A 19,316-nucleotide genomic window follows, 5' to 3' on the forward strand; every position below is an offset into this window, starting at 1 on the left:
CTCCCGCTACATCTGAGGGACTTACTATAGCGGGCGCGGCAGCCCGCCACAATGCCTGATATTCAATTAATGGCTGACAATTAGTGAGGTATTTGAAGCAATTATCGAAAATTAATTTCGCGTGCTATTTAACTCCACTTAACTACAAGTTTACTGCCATTAACCTCAAAAATTTCAGTTAAATTATCGTGAAACTAATCACCATTTCATACTGGAATTATCTGGCATGGGAACTATAACTATATTTACCGCGCAAGGATGAAGTTTAAAATAATTACCGAACGGACGCGTTGCTGTGTGTACTGTAGAGCCTGACGGATGTCGGCAGGCTCTATTTTTTTATTTCCGCAACAATAAAGAATATATCATCTATTCAGTGACCCAACATTTCCTATAGTGAAAACTATTCACCCCATGAATAATTAATAATCTTTCTCGATTCTCTTTGATTTATTGCGCCTCTAATGGGGTATAGAGTCACTTTCTTGATCGTGCTAGATTGCGCCACTCCCCCTGTGCTATTGCGATATTTGAGAAAGGATTGCCGATGCTTACGCTACTTGAGGATAAAATTGCCACTCCGCTGGGTCCACTGTGGGTACTGTGCGACGAAACATTTCATTTGCGCGCGGTTGAGTGGGAAGAACATAGTGAACGCATGAATGAACTGCTGGATATTCATTATCGCAAGGAAGGTTACACGCGCATTCCTGCCACGAATCCCGGTGGATTAAGCCGCAAGCTTCTGGACTATTTCGAGGGCGATCTGGCGGTGATAGATACTCTGCCAACCGCCACGGCGGGTACCCCCTTTCAACGTGAAGTCTGGAAAGCGTTACGTGAGATCCCGTGTGGCCACGTGATGCATTATGGTCAGTTAGCGGAGAGGCTCGGACGAATTGGTGCCGCGCGGGCGGTAGGTGCCGCGAACGGTTCAAATCCGGTCAGTATTGTGGTTCCCTGCCATCGGGTGATTGGCCGCAACGGCACCATGACCGGCTATGCAGGTGGCGTGCAACGTAAAGAGTGGTTGTTGCGGCACGAAGGCTACTTGCTATTGTGAAAAAAAGAGGCTCTTTGTGCTCTTTTTCGCGGCATTCTGTGGTAAAAGCCTTACTGAAACGATGGAATATCAATGAGATGGTCTTCTCCCCTGTTTCATCGTTTTTCACACCTGTTTTAATTCTACTGAATTGACGTTTCGCCAGGCTTACGTGTTCAAGAAAAAGATGATAAAATTGACTAAAATCAATTACGGCTTGAGCAGACCTATGATCCCGGAAAAGCGAATTATACGACGCATTCAGTCTGGCGGTTGTGCAATCCATTGCCAGGATTGCAGTATTAGCCAGCTCTGCATCCCCTTCACACTCAATGAACACGAGCTCGATCAGCTCGACAACATCATTGAGCGCAAAAAGCCCATCCAGAAAGGTCAAACTTTGTTCAAAGCTGGGGATGAACTGAAATCGCTTTACGCTATTCGTTCCGGCACGATCAAGAGCTACACCATTACTGAACAGGGTGACGAGCAAATCACCGGTTTCCATCTGGCGGGCGATCTGGTCGGCTTTGACGCCATCGGCACTGGCCACCACCCGAGCTTTGCTCAGGCGCTGGAAACGTCAATGGTTTGTGAAATCCCGTTCGAAACGCTGGATGACCTGTCAGGCAAAATGCCGAACCTGCGTCAGCAGATGATGCGCCTGATGAGCGGTGAAATCAAAGGCGATCAGGACATGATCCTGTTGCTGTCGAAAAAGAACGCCGAGGAGCGCCTGGCTGCGTTTATCTATAATCTGTCGCGTCGTTTCGCTCAGCGTGGTTTCTCTCCGCGTGAGTTCCGCCTGACCATGACACGTGGCGATATCGGTAACTATTTAGGCCTGACCGTAGAAACCATCAGCCGTCTGTTGGGTCGTTTCCAGAAGAGCGGTATGCTGGCGGTGAAAGGCAAATATATCACCATCGAGAACAGCGATATCCTGGCTCAGCTTGCCGGACATTCGCGTAACGTCGCCTGATTTTATCCCCCTCCTTTTGACCTTTTGCCGGACGCTTAAATTTTTCTGATTTATTGATCTGGCAAAAGGTTTTCCCTGTTTCATTCAGTACTTATAGGTTATCTTGTATTTACAGACTGTGGTGACAGATGTAAGGAGACCCTGTATGGCTAAGTATCAAAATATGCTGGTCGCCATCGATCCTAACCAGGACGATCAGCCCGCATTACGACGCGCCGTGTATTTACATCAACGGATTGGCGGCCGGATTAAAGCTTTCCTGCCGATCTATGATTTCTCTTACGAGATGACCACCCTTCTGTCCCCTGACGAACGCACAGCCATGAGACAAGGCGTGATCAGCCAGCGTACGGCCTGGATTCGTGAACAGGCAAAGTACTATATAGACGCTGGCGTCCCTATTGATATTAAAGTGGTGTGGCATAACCGTCCCTTCGAAGCCATCATTCAGGAAGTGATGTCCGGCGGCCACGACTTGCTGCTGAAAATGGCCCACCAGCATGACAAACTGGAATCCGTTATCTTCACCCCCACCGACTGGCATCTGCTGCGTAAATGCCCTTGCCCGGTCTGGATGGTCAAAGATCAGCCCTGGCCGGAAGGCGGGAAAGCGCTGGTGGCGGTCAATCTTGCCAGCGAAGAGCTCTATCACAACGCGCTGAACGAAAAGCTGGTGAAAGAGACGCTGCAACTGGCAGAACAGGTCAACCACACCGAAGTTCATCTGGTTGGCGCGTATCCGGTAACCCCGATTAACATTGCCATTGAACTGCCGGAATTTGACCCGAGCGTCTATAACGACGCGATTCGCGGCCAACATCTCATTGCCATGAAAGCCCTACGGCAGAAATTCGGTATTGATGAAAAAGTGACCCATGTGAATAAAGGCCTGCCGGAAGAGGTCATTCCGGATCTGGCGGAACATTTACAGGCCGGGATCGTCGTACTGGGCACCGTCGGGCGCACCGGGATTTCCGCCGCGTTCCTCGGAAATACCGCTGAACAGGTGATCGACCACCTGCGCTGCGATTTGCTGGTCATCAAACCGGACGACTACCAGAGCCCGATTGAACTGGATGACGAAGAAGACGATTAACCCCACACGTAGCAAAACGCCCGCCACTCGCGGGCGTTTTCTTTTTATTGCTGACCTCGCCAGTGCTGCAAATAGTGCCGCAGCCAGCTTCCGGCAACACCGGGCGGCTGTTTTTTATTCCACAACATGTCGACAGGGATGCTTTGCGGCCAGCCTGGTACATCGACACGCGTCAATTTTTTTGCCCCGGAAAACTCATCCACCAGCGCACAGGGTAATGCGCACCAGCCAAATCCCTGTTCCGCCATACTGAGCAACAGCAGATAGCTCGGCGCTGACCATACCGGGCCGCGCGCGGGCGTATTACGGTTTTCCAGATAGGTATTAAGCCGCAGCTCACGCCAGGTGCGTAATTGCTCTTCAGAGACACTCCCCTGCTGCGCCAGCGGATGCCCGTGCGCCACGTAGATATCCATCTGACTCTGCATTGGCAGGCGCATCGCGCTGATGTCCGTCGGATAGGCATTGCGGGCTTCCGTTAAGCCTAACTGCGCCCGCCCTTTTTGCAGGAGATCGATGACATCCTCGTTTTCGCCAATCAGACACTCAAATTCGGTATGGGGATAGCGTTTGTCGAACTCTCCCAACAGATCCGCCAGCGTATCCGGGTTCAACGTATCGGAAAGGATGAACGTCAGCCGCGTTTCCGTTTCCCCCGCCAGCCAGACCGCCAGCTCATCCAGTTTATCGCTGGCGGCGAGAATGGCCTGCACGTAGCTGAGCGCCCTCACACCTTCCGGTGTCAGCACCGGATGACGCGCTGAGCGATCAAAGAGCGCCACGCCCAAGTCTGCTTCCAGATTAGCGATGGCGGTACTGATGGTGGACTGGCTTTTACGCAGTTTCCGCGCAGCAGCAGAGAAGGAGCCAGAGGCAACGGTTTCAACAAAGGCAGTCAGAGCTTCAGGAGAGTAGCGCATGATGTATCTATTTTATCGATGGTATCTATCTTTAATTTATCTCATAAAACGATAAAAATCCTCTCAGCTAAGCCCGTCAAACGACAAAGAGGACCCAAAATCATGCAACAACCTGCCGTACAGCGCCGCACTCTGGCCGAGCGTATCTTTCACGCGGTGAGCTTCGAAGTGATCGCCACCGTCATTTGCGCCCCGGCCAGCGCCTGGATAATGCAGCGTCCGGTGCTGGAGATGGGCGGATTGACATTATTGCTGGCTACCGCGGCGATGATCTGGAACGTGATTTACAATGCGCTGTTTGACAGGCTTTGGCCGGTTCATCGCCTGGCGCGTACCGCGAAGGTCCGCGCCTGCCATGCGCTGGGGTTTGAAGGGGGGTTTATCGTGATTGGCGTGACCATAGCCTCGCTGACGCTTGGCTTCGGCCTGGTAGAAGCATTCTTACTGGAGATCGGCTTTTTCCTCTTCTTCCTTCCCTACACCATGGCGTTTAACTGGATCTACGACATAGTGCGCGCCCGGGTGGTTCACCGTCAGGCGGCGCGCATATGTCAGTAAGATGTTTCGGGTACGCCTGTTTTAACTGCGCGTTCCCGTCATCGTCTCTTGCTGGCTGTCGGCATCCGGCACGCCAGCGGGCCAGGGTCCTTTAACCACGGTAGTCGGCAGCGCCAGTTGCACGTCGTTCGCCGCCAGTTGCTCCATAATGCGGATATTAATCTCCTGCTGGATATCCATATATTTGTTGTAATCCGCGGTATTGACGATATGGACAACTTCAAAGTTGAGTCGATCGGTGCCGAAACCGAGAAAATGAGCGCGGTCGAATTTGGTTTCGCCGACGTCATTAATAATGGTTTTTATCATCTCGCCAATCTGACGGAGTTTATCCGGCGGGGTTGACAAGGCGACACCGAAAGTAAAAACGATACGCCGGGTTTGCATACGCTTATAGTTATGCAGCGTCTGCTGCAGAAGAATGGCGTTACCACAGACAATCTGCTCTCCGCTCAAACTGCGTATGCGCGTGGTTTTGAGGCCAATATGCTCAACCGTGCCGGCGACATCGTTAAACACCACGAAATCTCCAATTTCAAAAGGCTTATCAAAACCAATCGACAGCGAGGCAAAAACATCGCTGAGGATGGTCTGTACCGCCAGGGCGATGGCAATACCGCCGACGCCGAGGCTTGCCACCAGCGCGGTAATATTCACCCCGACATTCGCCAGAATTGACAGCAGCATCACGGTCCATACCAGCATCCGTAGCAGCAGTCCGGTGATGACCAGCGTCACCGGGTTTTTATGCATACCGGGTTCATAACGCAACTGATGCAGCCAGGAGATAATCCCCTGATCAAACCAGAGCGCCATTTGAATGGCGAGCACCAAAAACCAGGCATGACTGATTGTTGCGGAGAGATTTGTGGGGAGCTCAACAAAACGCAGGCTAAAAAGAAACGCGACGATAAAGAGCAGCACCTTGCTGGTTCTGACTAACATATCATTCAGCACCAGACGCATTTTCTGCGTGCTTTGATGCTTATCGCCCCAGCTCTGCACGCCTTTACCAACGATACGCAGTAAACGGTTAAGCAACCAGTAGGCCAATATCGTAATGATGACGACCGTGAAGACAGCAATCCAGAACGATGGCGTCATCATTAAAGATATCAAATCGAAACGTGATAAAAATTCCATTCTTTCCCTCATCAAAGCCGTGAAGAGAAAAAGTATAGACGCAGACAAAAAAAAACCGCTCCGAAGAGCGGTTGAGATACGCGCAGAGAATTACAGCGCTTTCAGAATCGCATCGACGCTGGCTTTGGCATCGCCAAACAGCATCTGGGTATTCTCTTTAAAGAACAGCGGGTTCTGTACGCCAGCATAGCCGGTATTCATAGAGCGCTTGAACACGATAACGTTTTGCGCTTTCCACACTTCCAGAACAGGCATACCTGCGATAGGACTCTTCGGATCGTCCTGCGCCGCTGGGTTAACGGTGTCATTCGCACCAATAACCAGTACGGTGTCGGTATCGGCGAAGTCATCGTTGATTTCGTCCATTTCCAGCACGATGTCATACGGTACTTTCGCTTCCGCCAGCAGGACGTTCATGTGGCCCGGCAAACGCCCCGCAACCGGGTGAATACCGAAGCGCACTTTCACGCCGCGCGCACGCAGTTTCTCGGTAATTTCAGCAACCGGATACTGCGCCTGTGCGACCGCCATGCCGTAGCCTGGGGTGATGATGACAGAGTGTGAGTTTTTCAGCATCTCAGCCGTCTCTTCGGCGTTGATCTCACGGTGCTCGCCCACTTCTTCATCGGACCCTGTAGAGGAACCGTCAGTACCGAAGCCGCCAGCGATAACGCTGATAAAGGAGCGGTTCATCGCCTTACACATGATGTAAGAGAGGATCGCACCGGAAGAACCCACCAGCGCACCGGTGACGATCAGCAGGTCGTTGCTCAGCATAAAGCCCGCCGCCGCTGCCGCCCAACCGGAATAGGAGTTCAGCATCGAGACCACAACCGGCATGTCAGCACCGCCGATAGAGGCCACCAGATGCCAGCCAAACACCAACGCAATCGCCGTCATCACCAGCAGCGCCAGCACCTGCAGGCCCACGCTTTCAGTACGAACAAAGATCACCAGCAGGACAAAAGAAACCACCAGCGCCGCAAGGTTCAATTTGTGACGGTTTGGCAGCATCAACGGTTTTGAGGAGATCTTGCCGCACAGCTTGCCGAACGCCACGATAGAACCGGTGAAGGTGACAGCGCCGATAAAGATGCCGAGGAACACTTCGGTCAGGTGAATATTGACCAGGATCGGTTCCATGCCCGGTTCGTGATAGAGGTAGCTGTTAAAGCCAACCAGCACCGCGGCCAGACCCACAAAGCTGTGCAGTACAGCAACCAGCTCAGGCATCTCGGTCATTTCAACTTTACGCGCCAGGCGAATACCGATAGCACCACCGATGATCATCGCAACGATAATCCACGCTACGTTGCCAGTGTCAGGCCCGAAAATCGTGGCAATCAGCGCAATCGCCATCCCGGCAACGCCGAAACGGTTACCCTGTTGGGACGTTTCATGTTTCGATAGCCCCGCCAGACTGAAAATAAACAGGATCGCGGCAACAATGTATGCAGCTGTAACTAATCCTCCAGACATGTGCTACCCCTTAGTTCTTCCGGAACATTTTCAGCATGCGCTGAGTGACGGTGAAACCACCAAAAATATTAATGCTGGCAATCAGTACAGCGATAAAGCTTAAGAAGCTGACCCAACCACCATGGCCGATTTGTAAGAGTGCGCCAACAACGATAATGCCGGAGATTGCGTTGGTAACCGACATCAACGGAGTATGCAAGGCGTGGGAGACGTTCCACACCACGTAGTAACCGACCACGCAGGCCAGCGCGAAGACGGTGAAGTGACCAAGAAACTCTTTAGGTGCAACGTCGGCCAGCCAGCCGAAGAGAATAATCACCAGCGCCATGATGCCGTATTTCAGCCATGGCGATGTGGGCTTAGCCTCTTCTTTCGCGGTGGCAGGTGCCGCTTTCGCCGCAGCCTGCGGTTGCGCGGAAACCTGAATCGGCGGAGCCGGCCAGGTTACTTCGCCCTCGCGAATGACGGTCACGCCGCGCACGACCACATCCTCGAAATCGACTGTCACATTGCCGTCCTTTTCTTTGCACAGCAATTTCAGCAGGTTGACCAGGTTGGTGCCGTAAAGTTGGGAAGACTGCGCGGCCAGACGGCCTGGCAGGTCGGTATAACCGATGATTTTCACGCCGTTTGGCGTAGTGACGACTTCGTTCGCCACGGTGTATTCGCAGTTACCGCCGTTTTGCGCCGCCAGGTCAACCACCACGCTGCCGGATTTCATGGAATCCACCATCTCGCGGGTGATCAGTTTCGGTGCCGGTTTACCCGGAATCAATGCGGTGGTGACGATGATATCAACGTCTTTCGCCTGGGCGGCAAAGAGTTCCATTTCCGCTTTGATAAACGCTTCGGACATCACTTTCGCGTAGCCGTCGCCGCTACCGGCCTCTTCTTTGAAATCCAGCTCAAGGAACTCAGCGCCCATACTCTGGACCTGTTCCTTCACTTCCGGACGGGTATCAAACGCGCGGACAATTGCCCCAAGGCTGTTGGCGGCACCAATAGCCGCCAGGCCGGCAACGCCTGCGCCAATGACCATCACTTTCGCCGGCGGGACTTTACCTGCGGCGGTGATCTGCCCGGTAAAGAAACGGCCAAATTCGTGGGCTGCTTCCACAATGGCGCGGTAGCCAGCAATGTTGGCCATTGAGCTCAATGCATCCAGCGCCTGGGCACGGGAAATACGCGGCACAGAGTCCATCGCCATGACGGTAATATTACGGGCAGCCAGTTTCTCCATCAGCGGCGCATTCTGCGCAGGCCAGATAAAGCTGACTAATGTCGTGCCCGGATTAAGCAAGGCGATTTCGTCATCCGTCGGTGCATTCACCTTGAGGATAACGTCAGAGTGCCAGACGTTATTTTTGTCCACCACGGTTGCGCCAGCCTGGGTAAACGCGTTGTCATCGAAGCTTGCCAGTTTGCCCGCGCCGCTTTCAATCGCGACGGTGAAACCCAATTTAAGCAATTGCTCTACCGTTTTCGGCGTCGCCGCAACGCGGGTTTCATTGGCCAACCGTTCTTTTGGTACACCAATACGCATAGTTTTCCCTTCCATCGATTTTAGATGATGGTTTGTCAGTGATGCCCGGGCATGATATTGCCTGCCAGAGATAAATAAACAGACTGCATCCCGGAAAATAAAACAGTAACAAACTTTCTATAACCTACTGAAAATAACGCCTGTGATCTACCGCCAGAAAACAGAAATTCTGTTTTTATCTGTGAAAACCGGGCGGGTAGCGGGGCTGACAGGGTTATTTCCCTTTAATTCATTTAAACAAGCCGATATTCCGCTCAGGCGAAGCGGCAAAACACGATTAATCTCCACTACACATTGCTCTTTTAACAATGTATTAACTTAAAAAACTCATATGCTTTATGACTTTTGCAGGTCAACAGCCTGTTTTTTCAACATATCACTAAACGTTATCGTAAAACGTCTGGCGTGTAGCACACTCAGTGAAAAATGACGCAGACAGTCGTGTTGATTAAATGCAATAATCAGCGACGTTTTTAAGTCAACAACAACACCAGTATCTGGTTTGCGCAAGGCGAAGGATCATTTTTATGAAGCTTAAGTACACCCTCCTGGCGTCAGCACTTTTGTCCGTTACGACCCTGTCAGTCAACGCAGCGACAGAGTTAACGCCGGAGCAAGCGTCAGCATTGAAGCCCTACGATCGCGTTGTTATCACCGGTCGCTTTAACTCTATTGGCGATGCCGTTAAAGCCGCTTCAAGCCGTGCTGATAAAGAAGGCGCGGCCTCGTTTTATGTTGTAGACACCTCCGATTATGGTGAGAGCGGCAACCAGCGTGTCACCACGGACCTGTATAAAGCCGATGCGCCGAAAGCCGATGCGCCAAAACTGCGCGTCATCAATGGCGTTACTGAGTTGCCGAAGACCGATGCTATTGAGCTGGAACCGTTCGATACCGTTACGGTACAGGGTTTCTATCGCTCACAGCCGGAAGTAAACGATGCCATCACCAAAGCCGCGAAAGCGAAAGGGGCTGCCTCTTTCTATATCGTGCGTCAGGTTGATGCCAACGAAGGTGGCAACCAGCGAATTACGGCATATATCTATAAAGCTGATGCCAAAAAACGCGTACTGCAGAGCCCGGATGCCATTCCACGCGATTCCGAAGCAGGCCGTGCTGCCTTAGCGAAAGGCGGTGAAGAGGCCAAGAAAGTAGAAATCCCGGGCGTTGCAACTACCGCTGCGCCGAGCGCTGAAGTGGGGCGTTTCTTTGAAACACAATCCTCCACCTCAAACCGTTACACTGTCACGTTACCTGATGGAAAAAAAATCGAAGAAGTGAATAAAATCACGGCTGCGCAGATGGTTCCGTTCGACAGCATCAAGTTCACCGGTAACTACGGCAACATGACCGAGATCTCTTATCAGGTTGCGAAACGTGCCGCGGCGAAAGGTGCCAAGTACTATCACATCACCCGCCAGTGGCAGGAAAATGGTAGCAACATCACCATCAGTGCCGACTTGTACAAATAAGTAACCCTTCATTTTAAAGGCGGCCCTGGGTCGCCTTTTCTATTTTTTTCGCGAAATTAAGCGTCACGCATTGCATGCCATTACGACTCTCCGTAAAATCCCGCGCCTCAGTGATATCCACCATTTTTATGCGCATAAGCAAAATAATTATTCTGGATTGAGCCCGTTCATAACAGGATACCCATGGAAAAGAAACTTGGCCTGAGCGCTTTAACTGCGCTGGTATTAAGCTCAATGCTCGGCGCGGGCGTTTTCAGCCTGCCGCAAAATATGGCGGAAATCGCCAGCCCCGCGGCCTTATTGATTGGTTGGGCGATTACCGGCGCGGGGATATTACTGCTCGCCTTCGCCATGCTTATCCTGACGCGTCTTCGCCCGGACCTGGATGGCGGTATTTTTACCTATGCCCGGGAAGGTTTTGGCGAACTTATCGGTTTTTGTTCGGCCTGGGGGTACTGGCTATGCGCCGTTATCGCCAACGTCTCCTACTTAGTGATTGTCTTCTCTGCGCTGAGTTTCTTTACCGATACGCCAGAACTGCGCTTTTTTGGCGACGGTAACACCTGGCAGGCGATGGTGGGTGCATCCCTGCTGCTGTGGTTTGTTCATGCATTAGTGCTGCGCGGCGTGCAGACGGCGGCGAGTATTAATCTCGCGGCGACGCTCGCCAAACTGGTGCCGCTTGGCCTGTTTATTGTGCTGGCGGCCATGGCCTTCCATTACGATACCTTTAGCCTGGATTTCTCCGGTATCGCCCTGGGTGTACCGGTATGGGAGCAGGTGAAAAACACCATGCTCATTACCCTGTGGGTGTTTATCGGGGTTGAAGGCGCTGTGGTCGTCTCCGCCCGCGCGCGCAACAAACACGATGTGGGACGCGCCACCCTGCTGGCAGTGCTGGCTGCCCTCGGCGTCTATTTGTTGGTTACACTGCTGTCGCTGGGAGTGGTGCCGCGTCCGGAACTGGCGGCGATGCGTAATCCGTCAATGGCAGGCCTGATGGTCAGGCTGATGGGCTCCTGGGGCGATGTGGTCATTGCCGCCGGGCTGATTGTCTCGGTCTGTGGCGCTTACCTGAGCTGGACGATCATGGCAGCGGAAGTGCCGCTACTGGCCGCCACCCATCAGGCGTTTCCACGTATTTTTGCCCGACAGAACAAGAATAATGCGCCCGCGGCGTCGCTGTGGTTAACCAATATCAGCGTGCAGGTCTCGCTGGTGCTGATCTGGCTCACAGGTTCCGATTACAATACGCTGTTGACCATTGCGTCAGAGATGATTCTGGTTCCTTATTTCCTTGTCGGGGCATTTTTACTGAAGATCTCTCGTCGTCCGTTGCACCGCGTCGTCGCTATCGGTGCCAGCCTCTATGGCTTATGGTTACTGTATGCATCCGGTCCGATGCATTTGCTGTTGTCGGTTGTGCTCTATGCGCCGGGGCTGCTGGTCTTTATCTACGCACGCCGCACGCATGACATAGCCAGTCTGCTTAAACGCCGGGAAAGAGTGCTGATTGGTCTGTTACTGATCGCCGCCGTTCCCGCCACGTGGAAGTTGATGGGGTAAGCAGCGCATGCGCCCCGTTGAGAAGGAGAACGCATTCGATGGGAAACTCGAAGACACGCCCGATATTGATTACCGGAGGAGGCCGTCGCATCGGTCTCGCCCTCGCCCACCATTTTCTCAGCCAACAGCAGCCGATTATCGTCAGTTACCGGACGCTCTATCCGGCGATTGAACAGTTAACCGCCGCGGGCGCGTTGTGCATTCAGGCAGACTTCAGCAGCGATGAAGGGGTGCTGGCCTTTGCCGATATCGTGAAGGAGAAAACCGAGGGGCTGCGGGCTATTATTCACAATGCGGGCGACTGGGCGGGTGAAAAACCCGGCGTTGCGCTGCCCGATGTGCTTTCACGGATGCTGCAGATCCACGTTCATGCCCCCTACTTACTTAACCATGCGCTGGAAAGATTATTGCGCGGATTCGGGCATGCCGCTGGCGATATTATTCACTTTACCGATTATGTTGTTGAGTGCGGAAGCGACAAACATATCGCCTATGCCGCCAGTAAAGCCGCGCTGGATAATATGACCCGCTCTTTTGCCAAAAAGCTCGCTCCAGAAGTGAAAGTCAACGCCATTGCCCCGGCGCTGATCCTGTTTAATGACGATGATGACGCGGAATACCGTCAGCAGGCACTCAATAAATCGCTGATGAAAATCGCCCCAGGCGAAAAAGAGATAATCGATCTGGTCGACTATCTGCTGACCAGTTGCTACGTCACGGGACGGACGTTTGGCGTCGATGGCGGCCGCCCGCTGCGCTAGTGGAGGCGGCTCCAGATAAAAATGAGCAGCCAGGCGCTGAGGCACCAGCAAAGTACCGCAGCGCCCAGCGCGTATCCCACCCGCATAAATCCGGTGAAGTACCACAGCGACAGCAGGTAAAGGAAATAAGGGATAATGGACCACATACCAAAAACGATGGTGGTGCGTAGCGCGTCCACGCCCCGCTCGGTCGCCACGATATAATGAGCGATTAAAGCAAAGGTCGGAAATAACGGTATTAGCCCGGCGATATAGTAATTTTTCGTTTTTGACAGCAATCCAATTAATAACACCACCAGCGCGCCAATTGTCGCTTTTATCACCAGCGCCATCACGTTCCCTTTCTCATAATGCCAACAAAGGCCTACAGCATAGCGGATGGGGAGCTTGTTTAGAAAAGATTAATGGCAGGATCAATAAAGGCAGTGTATGTTCATCTTTTTGACTCATCACGATGATATATGAATAAAATCGTTTTTGTGGAAGACGACCCGGAAGTGGGCGCACTTATTGCGGCATATCTGGGCAAACACGATATGGATGTGATAGTTGAACCGCGTGGTGACCGAGCAGAAGAGGTCATCGCCCGTGAAAAACCAGATCTGATTCTTCTGGATATCATGCTCCCCGGCAAAGATGGGATGACACTGTGCCGCGATTTACGCCAGCAGTGGACCGGCCCTATCGTCCTTCTCACCTCTCTTGATAGTGATATGAACCATATTCTGTCGCTGGAGATGGGCGCGAACGACTACATTCTTAAAACCACCCCACCTGCGGTTTTACTGGCGCGTCTGCGGCTGCATTTACGCCAGCAGGCCGGTGCCACACAGCAAGAATCCGCGCCGTCATCGCTAAAGCAGCATAAGACGCTGCAATTTGGCACGCTGACCATCGATCCGGTCAACAGGCAGGTGCTGCTGGCTGGCGAGCAGGTTGTTCTCTCAACCGCCGATTTCGATCTGCTGTGGGAACTGGCCACCCACGCAGGGCAAATTATGGACCGCGATGCGTTACTGAAAAATCTGCGCGGTGTGACCTATGACGGAATGGATCGCAGTGTTGATGTGGCCATTTCGCGCCTGCGCAAAAAATTGCTCGATAACGCCACCGAGCCTTTCCGTATTAAAACCGTGCGCAACAAAGGCTATCTTTTCGCCCCACACGCCTGGGATAACTGAGTCCGGTCCTCTTCGCGGGTGTCGCCATGAAAAAACTTTTCGTCCAGTTTTATCTGTTGCTGTTTGTCTGCTTTCTGGTGATGACCATGTTGGTCGGGCTGGTTTACAAATTCACCGCCGAGCGCGCAGGGCGACAGTCGCTGGACGATTTGATGAAAAGTTCGCTGTACCTGATGCGCAGCGAACTACGTGAAATCCCACCGCACCAGTGGAACAAAACGCTCAAAGAGCTGGACCTCAACCTGTCCTTTAACATGCGCGTGGAACCGATGAGCAAGTTCTCGCTGGAAGCCCCCGCGCAACAGCGGCTACAGGAAGGCGATATTGTCGCGCTGGATTCGCAATATACCTTTATCCAGCGTATTCCACGTAGCCACTATGTCCTGGCTGTCGGCCCTGTCCCCTACCTCTTTTATCTGCATGAAATGCGTCTGCTCGATATGGCGCTGATGGCCTTTATTGCTATCTCACTGGCCTTCCCGGTGTTTATCTGGATGCGTCCCCACTGGCAGGAGATGCTGCGGCTGGAATCCGCCGCCCAGCGCTTTGGCGAAGGTCATCTTGAAGAGCGCATTCATTTTGACAGCACCTCCAGCTTTGAACGGCTGGGGATTGCCTTTAACCAGATGGCGGATAACATCAACGCCCTGATCGCCAGTAAGAAAATGTTGATTGATGGCGTGGCCCACGAGCTGCGCACACCGCTGGTCAGGCTGCGTTATCGCCTGGAAATGAGCGACAACCTGAGCGATAGCGAACGTAGCGCGCTGAACCGCGATATCGGGCAACTCGAAGGACTCATTCAGGAGCTGCTCACCTACGCACGCCTTGACCGTCCGCAGACAGAACTGAAACTGACCACGCCCGATCTCAACGCATGGCTGGACGGTTATATGCTGGATGCCCGCAACGTCAATCCCGACCATCAGCTAGAACTCTATAATCAGCCCGGCGACTATGGTTCGCTGGATATGCGCCTGATGGAACGCGTGCTGGATAACCTCATCAATAATGCCCTGCGCTACTGCCAGAATACGGTAAAAGTGACATTACAGCTTGAAGGCTCGCAGGCAAGCCTGATTGTCGAAGATGACGGTCCGGGGATTGCCCCGGATGAGCGTAGCCGTGTGTTTGAGCCTTTTGTGCGCCTCGACCCCAGCAGAGACCGTGCGACGGGCGGTTGTGGCCTGGGGCTTGCCATCGTGCACTCCATCGCCCAGGCGATGAGTGGCGAAGTGAAGTGTGAAGAGAGCGATGCGGGCGGCGCCCGTTTTTGTTTTCAGTGGCCGGTCTGGCACGACACCTCCCTCACCTGAAAAGCGTGACGTGCACGGTGTTAAGGTGTGGAAGGTTGTGCTACAACATAAGTATGTTGTAACTAAATGAATGATAAAATGGCCGCATACGACCTGATAGAACGCCTTAACACCACTTTTCGCCAGCTCGAACAGGAACTGGCCGTCCTGAAAGGACAACTCTCCGATTGCCGTTTACTGGCGGGCCGCGTCTTCACCCTGCCGGACGTCGCCAAAGGCGCGGAGCATGAGCCGCTGCCCACCATTCAGGTAAAGCAGCGGGTGGGCAAGCGTGCCGCCGACGCGGCCCTGCGCCACTATACCCATCTGTTTATTCAGCAGCAGTCGGAAAACCGCAGCAGTAAAGCCGCAGTGCGTTTGCCAGGTGTCATTTGTTATCAGGCGGATATGGCGACCCGCGCCCGACTGGAGCAGACCATTAACACCATCAATGCCCTGAAAATGACCTTTGAACGCATCGTGACCGTCGACTCCGGGCTGGCACCGACCGCCCGCTTCGAGTGGGTGCATCGCCATTTACCCGGTCTGATTACCCTGAATGCCTACCGCACGTTAACCGCCATTCGCGATCCAGCCACCCTGCGCTTTGGCTGGGCTAACAAGCACATCATCAAGAATTTCACCCGCGATGAGGTGCTTGCACTGCTTGATAAAAGCCGTAAATCGCCGCGCGCCGTCGCGCCGTGGACCCGCGAGCAGTGGCAGGAGCGTCTTGAGCAAGAGTACGCCGCGATTGCCTCTTTGCCGCAGCAGGCTCGCCTGAAAATCAAACGTCCGGTAAAGGTGCAGCCGATTGCGCGCGTCTGGTATGCGGATTCGCAAAAGCAGGTGCAGTACGCCTGCCCGACGCCGCTGATTGCGCTGGTGAGTGAAGAACATGGCGGAAAAGTGCCGGACATCGGCGAGCTGTTGAATTACCAGGAGGATAATATCCAGCACCGTTTTAAACCGCAGGCACAGCCGTTGACGCTAATTATCCCCCGGCTGCACCTCTATCTTGCTGATTAAACGGGCTTCATGCTGCCCACCATCGATTCCGGGCGCACCCAGCTATCGAACTCGGCTTCCGTCAGGTAGCCGAGCGCCAGCGCCGAGGCCTTGAGCGTCAGCCCCTCTTTATGGGCTTTTTTGGCAATTTCTGCCGCTTTGTCATAGCCGATATGGGTATTCAGAGCGGTCACCAGCATCAGCGACTCATTGAGCAACTGGTCGATACGTTCACGGTTCGGCTCAATCCCCACCGCACAGTGCTCGTTAAAGCTTTCCATACCGTCGGCCAGCAGACGCACCGACTGCAGGAAGTTATGAATGACCATCGGGCGGAAGACATTGAGTTCAAAGTTGCCGGATGCGCCGCCCATATTGACCGCCACGTCGTTGCCTAACACCTGACAGCAGAGCATGGTCATGGCTTCACATTGGGTGGGGTTAACTTTACCCGGCATGATGGAGCTGCCCGGCTCATTTTCCGGAATAGAAATTTCGCCAATCCCACAACGCGGGCCGGAAGCCAGCCAACGCACATCATTAGCAATTTTCATCAGTGATGCCGCCAGCCCTTTCAGCGCACCGTGGGCGTGGACTAATGCATCACAGGTGGCCAGCGCCTCAAACTTGTTCGGTGCGGTAATAAACGGCTGCCGGGTAAAGGCGGCCAGTTCTTCTGCCACTCGTCTGGCATATTCCGGGTGGGTATTCAGCCCGGTGCCCACCGCCGTACCGCCGAGCGCCAGTTCACCCAGGTGCGGCAGGCTCAGTTCGATATGTTTGAGGTTATGTTCCAGCATCGCCACCCAGCCGGAAATCTCCTGGCCGAGCGTTAGCGGCGTGGCATCCTGCAGGTGAGTACGACCAATTTTGACAATATCGGCGAAGGCAATCGCTTTTTCGTTGAGCGTTTTTTTCAGTACCAGAAGCTGAGGCAGCAGGTGTTCGCGCACGGCAATCACCGCCGCCACGTGCATCGCCGTCGGGAAAACGTCATTCGAGCTTTGGCTCTTGTTGACGTCGTCGTTCGGGTGCACTTTACGCCCCATGCCACGCTCGCCGCCCAGCAGCTCACTGGCACGGTTCGCCAGCACCTCGTTCATGTTCATGTTGCTCTGGGTGCCGGAGCCTGTTTGCCAGATAGCCAGCGGGAATTCATCCGGGTGTTTTCCGGCAAGCACTTCATCCGCCGCCTCGATAATGGCCTGTGCTTTTTCCGCAGCCAGCAGCCCTAAATCCTGATTGACCTTTGCCGCCGCACGTTTGGTCAGTGCCAGTGCGTGGATAAGCGAGACCGGCATTTTTTCCGTCGAGATGCGGAAATGCTCAAGCGACCGTTGGGTTTGCGCCCCCCACAGCTTGTCTGCCGGGACGTCAATCGCGCCCATCGAATCTTTCTCACTACGATGCGTTGTCATTACTTTCTCCCTGTTACGAAGTGATGTTGAGTACCGACATTGCTCACCTGCAAACAAAGCTTAAGTATTGATGCTTGTTATGACGACGTTTATTGCTTCGTGCGCTTAACCGGCGCAAAAAAAACCGCCCCGAAGGGCGGCAGTTCTTATTTTACACAGCGTGCGCACTGGCCCGACTGGATTTGCTGGAAGAAATCGTTACCTTTGTCATCCACCAGGATAAAGGCCGGGAAATCTTCAACATCGATTTTCCAGATAGCCTCCATCCCCAGTTCCGGGTAGGCCACACATTCAAGGCTCTTGATACTGTTTTGCGCCAGAATCGCCGCCGGCCCGCCGATACTGCCAAGGTAAAAACCGCCGTGTTTATGGCAGGCATCGGTCACCTGCTGGCTGCGGTTGCCTTTTGCCAGCATGATCATGCTGCCACCTTGCGACTGCAACTGGTCAACGTACGAGTCCATACGCCCGGCGGTGGTGGGGCCTAGTGAACCCGAAGCATACCCCTCAGGGGTCTTCGCAGGTCCCGCGTAGTAGATGGGGTGATCTTTCACATACTGCGGCAGCGGCTTGCCTTCATCCATCAGCTCTTTGAGCTTCGCATGCGCAATATCACGCGCCACGATGATCGTCCCGGTCAGCGACAGGCGTGTGGAAACCGGATACTGTTTGAGCTGGCCGAGGATCTCTTCCATCGGACGGTTAAGGTTGACCTTCACCGCTTCGCCCTCACCGGCCTGGCGCAGCGATTCCGGAATGTATTTGCCGGGGTTCTGCTCCAGTTTTTCCAGCCAGATGCCTTCGCGGTTGATTTTGGCTTTGATGTTACGATCCGCCGAGCAGGAAACCCCCATCCCCACCGGACAAGAGGCACCGTGGCGCGGCAGACGAATCACGCGGATATCATGCGCAAAGTATTTGCCGCCGAACTGTGCGCCCAGGCCAAGCTGCTGGGCTTCGAGCAGCAGTTCCTTTTCCAGTTGCACATCACGGAACGCCTGGCCGTGCTCATTACCTTCGGTTGGCAGGCCGTCGTAATACTTCGTCGAGGCCAGTTTGACCGTTTTGAGCGTGGCCTCTGCGCTGGTACCGCCAATCACGAATGCGATGTGGTACGGCGGACAGGCAGCGGTGCCCAGGGTACGCATTTTCTCGACCAGATAACCTTTCAGTTTCGTCGGGGTGATCAGCGCTTTCGTTTCCTGATACAGATAGGTTTTGTTGGCGGAACCGCCCCCTTTGGCGATGCAAAGGAATTTATATTCGTCGCCGTCAACGCTATACAAATCGATCTGTGCCGGCAGGTTAGTCCCGGTATTGACCTCTTTGTACATATCCAGCGGGGCGTTTTGCGAATAACGCAGGTTATCTTCGATAAAGGTGTTATAGACGCCGCGCGCTAAGGCCGCCTCATCGCCGCCCCCCGTCCATACACGCTGCCCTTTTTTACCCATAATGATGGCCGTGCCGGTATCCTGGCAGGTGGGCAAAATACCTTTTGCGGCAATCTCGGAGTTACGCAGGAATTGCAGCGCGACATATTTGTCATTTTCGCTGGCATCCGGATCACTGAGGATATCGGCAACCTGTTGCTGATGCGCCGGGCGCAGCAGGAAGGAGGCATCGTGGAAGGCATGTTGCGCCAGAAGGGTCAGCGCCTGAGGATCGACTTTAAGCACTTCCTGACCATCAAAATCGGCGACGGAAACGTAATCGCTACTGAGTAAATAATATTCGGTCTCGTCCTTTTTCAGCGGAAAAGGCTCTTGATAATAAAAAGGTTTATTCGACATTGTTCTCTCACTTACAGCACGAACTGGTTATTGTTTCGGCAGGACATCCATCTGCCACA

General features: G+C 53.5%; 17 protein-coding genes. 10 read left to right on the forward strand and 7 right to left on the reverse strand.

Annotated elements, in window-relative coordinates:
- Positions 1-547: 547 nt before the first annotated feature.
- The 3 genes from ogt to uspE all read left to right on the forward strand — a co-directional run bounded on the left by ogt (position 548) and on the right by uspE (position 3,120).
- Positions 548-1,063, forward strand: a complete 516-nt coding sequence (ogt, locus tag ABIB59_RS00325) for a methylated-DNA--[protein]-cysteine S-methyltransferase (RefSeq protein WP_041851510.1) — start codon at positions 548-550, stop codon at positions 1,061-1,063.
- A 208-nt stretch (positions 1,064-1,271) separates the two neighbouring features.
- Positions 1,272-2,024, forward strand: coding sequence for a fumarate/nitrate reduction transcriptional regulator Fnr (gene fnr / locus ABIB59_RS00330; RefSeq protein ID WP_061495443.1), 753 nt, complete (start codon positions 1,272-1,274; stop codon positions 2,022-2,024).
- A 145-nt stretch (positions 2,025-2,169) separates the two neighbouring features.
- Positions 2,170-3,120 (forward strand): universal stress protein UspE, encoded by a 951-nt coding sequence (uspE, locus tag ABIB59_RS00335; protein WP_071195317.1) that lies wholly within the window; start codon positions 2,170-2,172, stop codon positions 3,118-3,120.
- A gap of 44 nt (positions 3,121-3,164) precedes the next feature.
- On the opposite strand, the gene ABIB59_RS00340 is transcribed toward uspE, so the two are convergent.
- On the reverse strand, positions 3,165-4,040 hold the full coding sequence (locus ABIB59_RS00340; protein WP_041851513.1) for a LysR family transcriptional regulator: 876 nt from the start codon (positions 4,038-4,040) through the stop codon (positions 3,165-3,167).
- Positions 4,041-4,142: 102 nt separating this feature from the next.
- On the opposite strand from ABIB59_RS00340, the gene ABIB59_RS00345 reads away from it, so the two are divergent.
- Positions 4,143-4,598 carry a multidrug/biocide efflux PACE transporter gene (locus tag ABIB59_RS00345; RefSeq protein WP_354033613.1) on the forward strand — a complete coding sequence of 152 codons (456 nt, stop codon included), beginning with the start codon at positions 4,143-4,145 and terminating at the stop codon, positions 4,596-4,598.
- A 21-nt stretch (positions 4,599-4,619) separates the two neighbouring features.
- On the opposite strand, the gene ABIB59_RS00350 is transcribed toward ABIB59_RS00345, so the two are convergent.
- The 3 genes from ABIB59_RS00350 to pntA all read right to left on the reverse strand — a co-directional run bounded on the left by ABIB59_RS00350 (position 4,620) and on the right by pntA (position 8,763).
- A complete protein-coding gene (locus ABIB59_RS00350; RefSeq protein ID WP_041851515.1) occupies positions 4,620-5,741 on the reverse strand; it encodes a mechanosensitive ion channel family protein in 1,122 nt (373 codons plus the stop codon).
- A gap of 90 nt (positions 5,742-5,831) precedes the next feature.
- Positions 5,832-7,220: a Re/Si-specific NAD(P)(+) transhydrogenase subunit beta gene (gene pntB, locus ABIB59_RS00355; RefSeq protein WP_079498059.1), complete on the reverse strand. Its 1,389-nt coding sequence runs from the start codon at positions 7,218-7,220 to the stop codon at positions 5,832-5,834.
- 10 nt (positions 7,221-7,230) lie between these two features.
- Positions 7,231-8,763, reverse strand: a complete 1,533-nt coding sequence (gene pntA / locus ABIB59_RS00360; protein WP_354033616.1) for a Re/Si-specific NAD(P)(+) transhydrogenase subunit alpha — start codon at positions 8,761-8,763, stop codon at positions 7,231-7,233.
- A 527-nt stretch (positions 8,764-9,290) separates the two neighbouring features.
- Here pntA and ydgH point away from each other — a divergent pair.
- From ydgH to folM, 3 genes are all read left to right on the forward strand, one after another.
- Positions 9,291-10,235: a DUF1471 family protein YdgH gene (gene ydgH, locus ABIB59_RS00365; protein ID WP_041851518.1), complete on the forward strand. Its 945-nt coding sequence runs from the start codon at positions 9,291-9,293 to the stop codon at positions 10,233-10,235.
- 183 nt (positions 10,236-10,418) lie between these two features.
- The gene (locus tag ABIB59_RS00370) at positions 10,419-11,801 is read left to right on the forward strand and encodes an amino acid permease (RefSeq protein ID WP_041851519.1); all 1,383 of its coding nucleotides are present in this window, start codon (positions 10,419-10,421) and stop codon (positions 11,799-11,801) included.
- Between the two features lie 38 nt (positions 11,802-11,839).
- Positions 11,840-12,562, forward strand: coding sequence for a dihydromonapterin reductase (gene folM / locus ABIB59_RS00375; protein ID WP_079498064.1), 723 nt, complete (start codon positions 11,840-11,842; stop codon positions 12,560-12,562).
- Here folM and ABIB59_RS00380 read toward each other — a convergent pair.
- Positions 12,559-12,894, reverse strand: coding sequence for a GlpM family protein (locus tag ABIB59_RS00380; RefSeq protein ID WP_041851521.1), 336 nt, complete (start codon positions 12,892-12,894; stop codon positions 12,559-12,561). The two genes, folM and ABIB59_RS00380, sit on opposite strands and share 4 nt — an antisense overlap.
- A 129-nt stretch (positions 12,895-13,023) precedes the next feature.
- Here ABIB59_RS00380 and rstA point away from each other — a divergent pair, with 129 nt between their 5' ends.
- From rstA to tus, 3 genes are all read left to right on the forward strand, one after another.
- Complete coding sequence (gene rstA, locus ABIB59_RS00385; RefSeq protein ID WP_071195325.1) at positions 13,024-13,743, forward strand: two-component system response regulator RstA; 720 nt, start codon at positions 13,024-13,026, stop codon at positions 13,741-13,743.
- Between the two features lie 26 nt (positions 13,744-13,769).
- Positions 13,770-15,059, forward strand: coding sequence for a two-component system sensor histidine kinase RstB (gene rstB / locus ABIB59_RS00390; protein ID WP_354033619.1), 1,290 nt, complete (start codon positions 13,770-13,772; stop codon positions 15,057-15,059).
- Positions 15,060-15,137: 78 nt separating this feature from the next.
- Positions 15,138-16,067: a DNA replication terminus site-binding protein gene (tus, locus tag ABIB59_RS00395; protein ID WP_110295490.1), complete on the forward strand. Its 930-nt coding sequence runs from the start codon at positions 15,138-15,140 to the stop codon at positions 16,065-16,067.
- On the opposite strand, the gene fumC is transcribed toward tus, so the two are convergent.
- Both fumC and fumA read right to left on the reverse strand, forming a co-directional pair.
- On the reverse strand, positions 16,064-17,464 hold the full coding sequence (fumC, locus tag ABIB59_RS00400) for a class II fumarate hydratase (protein WP_079498068.1): 1,401 nt from the start codon (positions 17,462-17,464) through the stop codon (positions 16,064-16,066). The two genes, tus and fumC, sit on opposite strands and share 4 nt — an antisense overlap.
- Positions 17,465-17,610: 146 nt before the next feature.
- The gene (gene fumA, locus ABIB59_RS00405; protein WP_354033621.1) at positions 17,611-19,257 is read right to left on the reverse strand and encodes a class I fumarate hydratase FumA; all 1,647 of its coding nucleotides are present in this window, start codon (positions 19,255-19,257) and stop codon (positions 17,611-17,613) included.
- Positions 19,258-19,316: the final 59 nt, after the last annotated feature.

The organism is Citrobacter sp. UYEF32 (genome assembly GCF_040546205.1).
Lineage (GTDB): Bacteria > Pseudomonadota > Gammaproteobacteria > Enterobacterales > Enterobacteriaceae > Phytobacter > Phytobacter diazotrophicus.

Coding starts and splice junctions, on each gene's coding strand:
- ogt (WP_041851510.1), top strand. CDS start 548: ATGCTTACGCTACTTGAGGATAAAATTGCCACTCCGCTGGGTCCACTG.
- fnr (WP_061495443.1), top strand. CDS start 1,272: ATGATCCCGGAAAAGCGAATTATACGACGCATTCAGTCTGGCGGTTGT.
- uspE (WP_071195317.1), top strand. CDS start 2,170: ATGGCTAAGTATCAAAATATGCTGGTCGCCATCGATCCTAACCAGGAC.
- ABIB59_RS00340 (WP_041851513.1), bottom strand. CDS start 4,040: ATGCGCTACTCTCCTGAAGCTCTGACTGCCTTTGTTGAAACCGTTGCC.
- ABIB59_RS00345 (WP_354033613.1), top strand. CDS start 4,143: ATGCAACAACCTGCCGTACAGCGCCGCACTCTGGCCGAGCGTATCTTT.
- ABIB59_RS00350 (WP_041851515.1), bottom strand. CDS start 5,741: ATGGAATTTTTATCACGTTTCGATTTGATATCTTTAATGATGACGCCA.
- pntB (WP_079498059.1), bottom strand. CDS start 7,220: ATGTCTGGAGGATTAGTTACAGCTGCATACATTGTTGCCGCGATCCTG.
- pntA (WP_354033616.1), bottom strand. CDS start 8,763: ATGCGTATTGGTGTACCAAAAGAACGGTTGGCCAATGAAACCCGCGTT.
- ydgH (WP_041851518.1), top strand. CDS start 9,291: ATGAAGCTTAAGTACACCCTCCTGGCGTCAGCACTTTTGTCCGTTACG.
- ABIB59_RS00370 (WP_041851519.1), top strand. CDS start 10,419: ATGGAAAAGAAACTTGGCCTGAGCGCTTTAACTGCGCTGGTATTAAGC.
- folM (WP_079498064.1), top strand. CDS start 11,840: ATGGGAAACTCGAAGACACGCCCGATATTGATTACCGGAGGAGGCCGT.
- ABIB59_RS00380 (WP_041851521.1), bottom strand. CDS start 12,894: ATGGCGCTGGTGATAAAAGCGACAATTGGCGCGCTGGTGGTGTTATTA.
- rstA (WP_071195325.1), top strand. CDS start 13,024: ATGAATAAAATCGTTTTTGTGGAAGACGACCCGGAAGTGGGCGCACTT.
- rstB (WP_354033619.1), top strand. CDS start 13,770: ATGAAAAAACTTTTCGTCCAGTTTTATCTGTTGCTGTTTGTCTGCTTT.
- tus (WP_110295490.1), top strand. CDS start 15,138: ATGGCCGCATACGACCTGATAGAACGCCTTAACACCACTTTTCGCCAG.
- fumC (WP_079498068.1), bottom strand. CDS start 17,464: ATGACAACGCATCGTAGTGAGAAAGATTCGATGGGCGCGATTGACGTC.
- fumA (WP_354033621.1), bottom strand. CDS start 19,257: ATGTCGAATAAACCTTTTTATTATCAAGAGCCTTTTCCGCTGAAAAAG.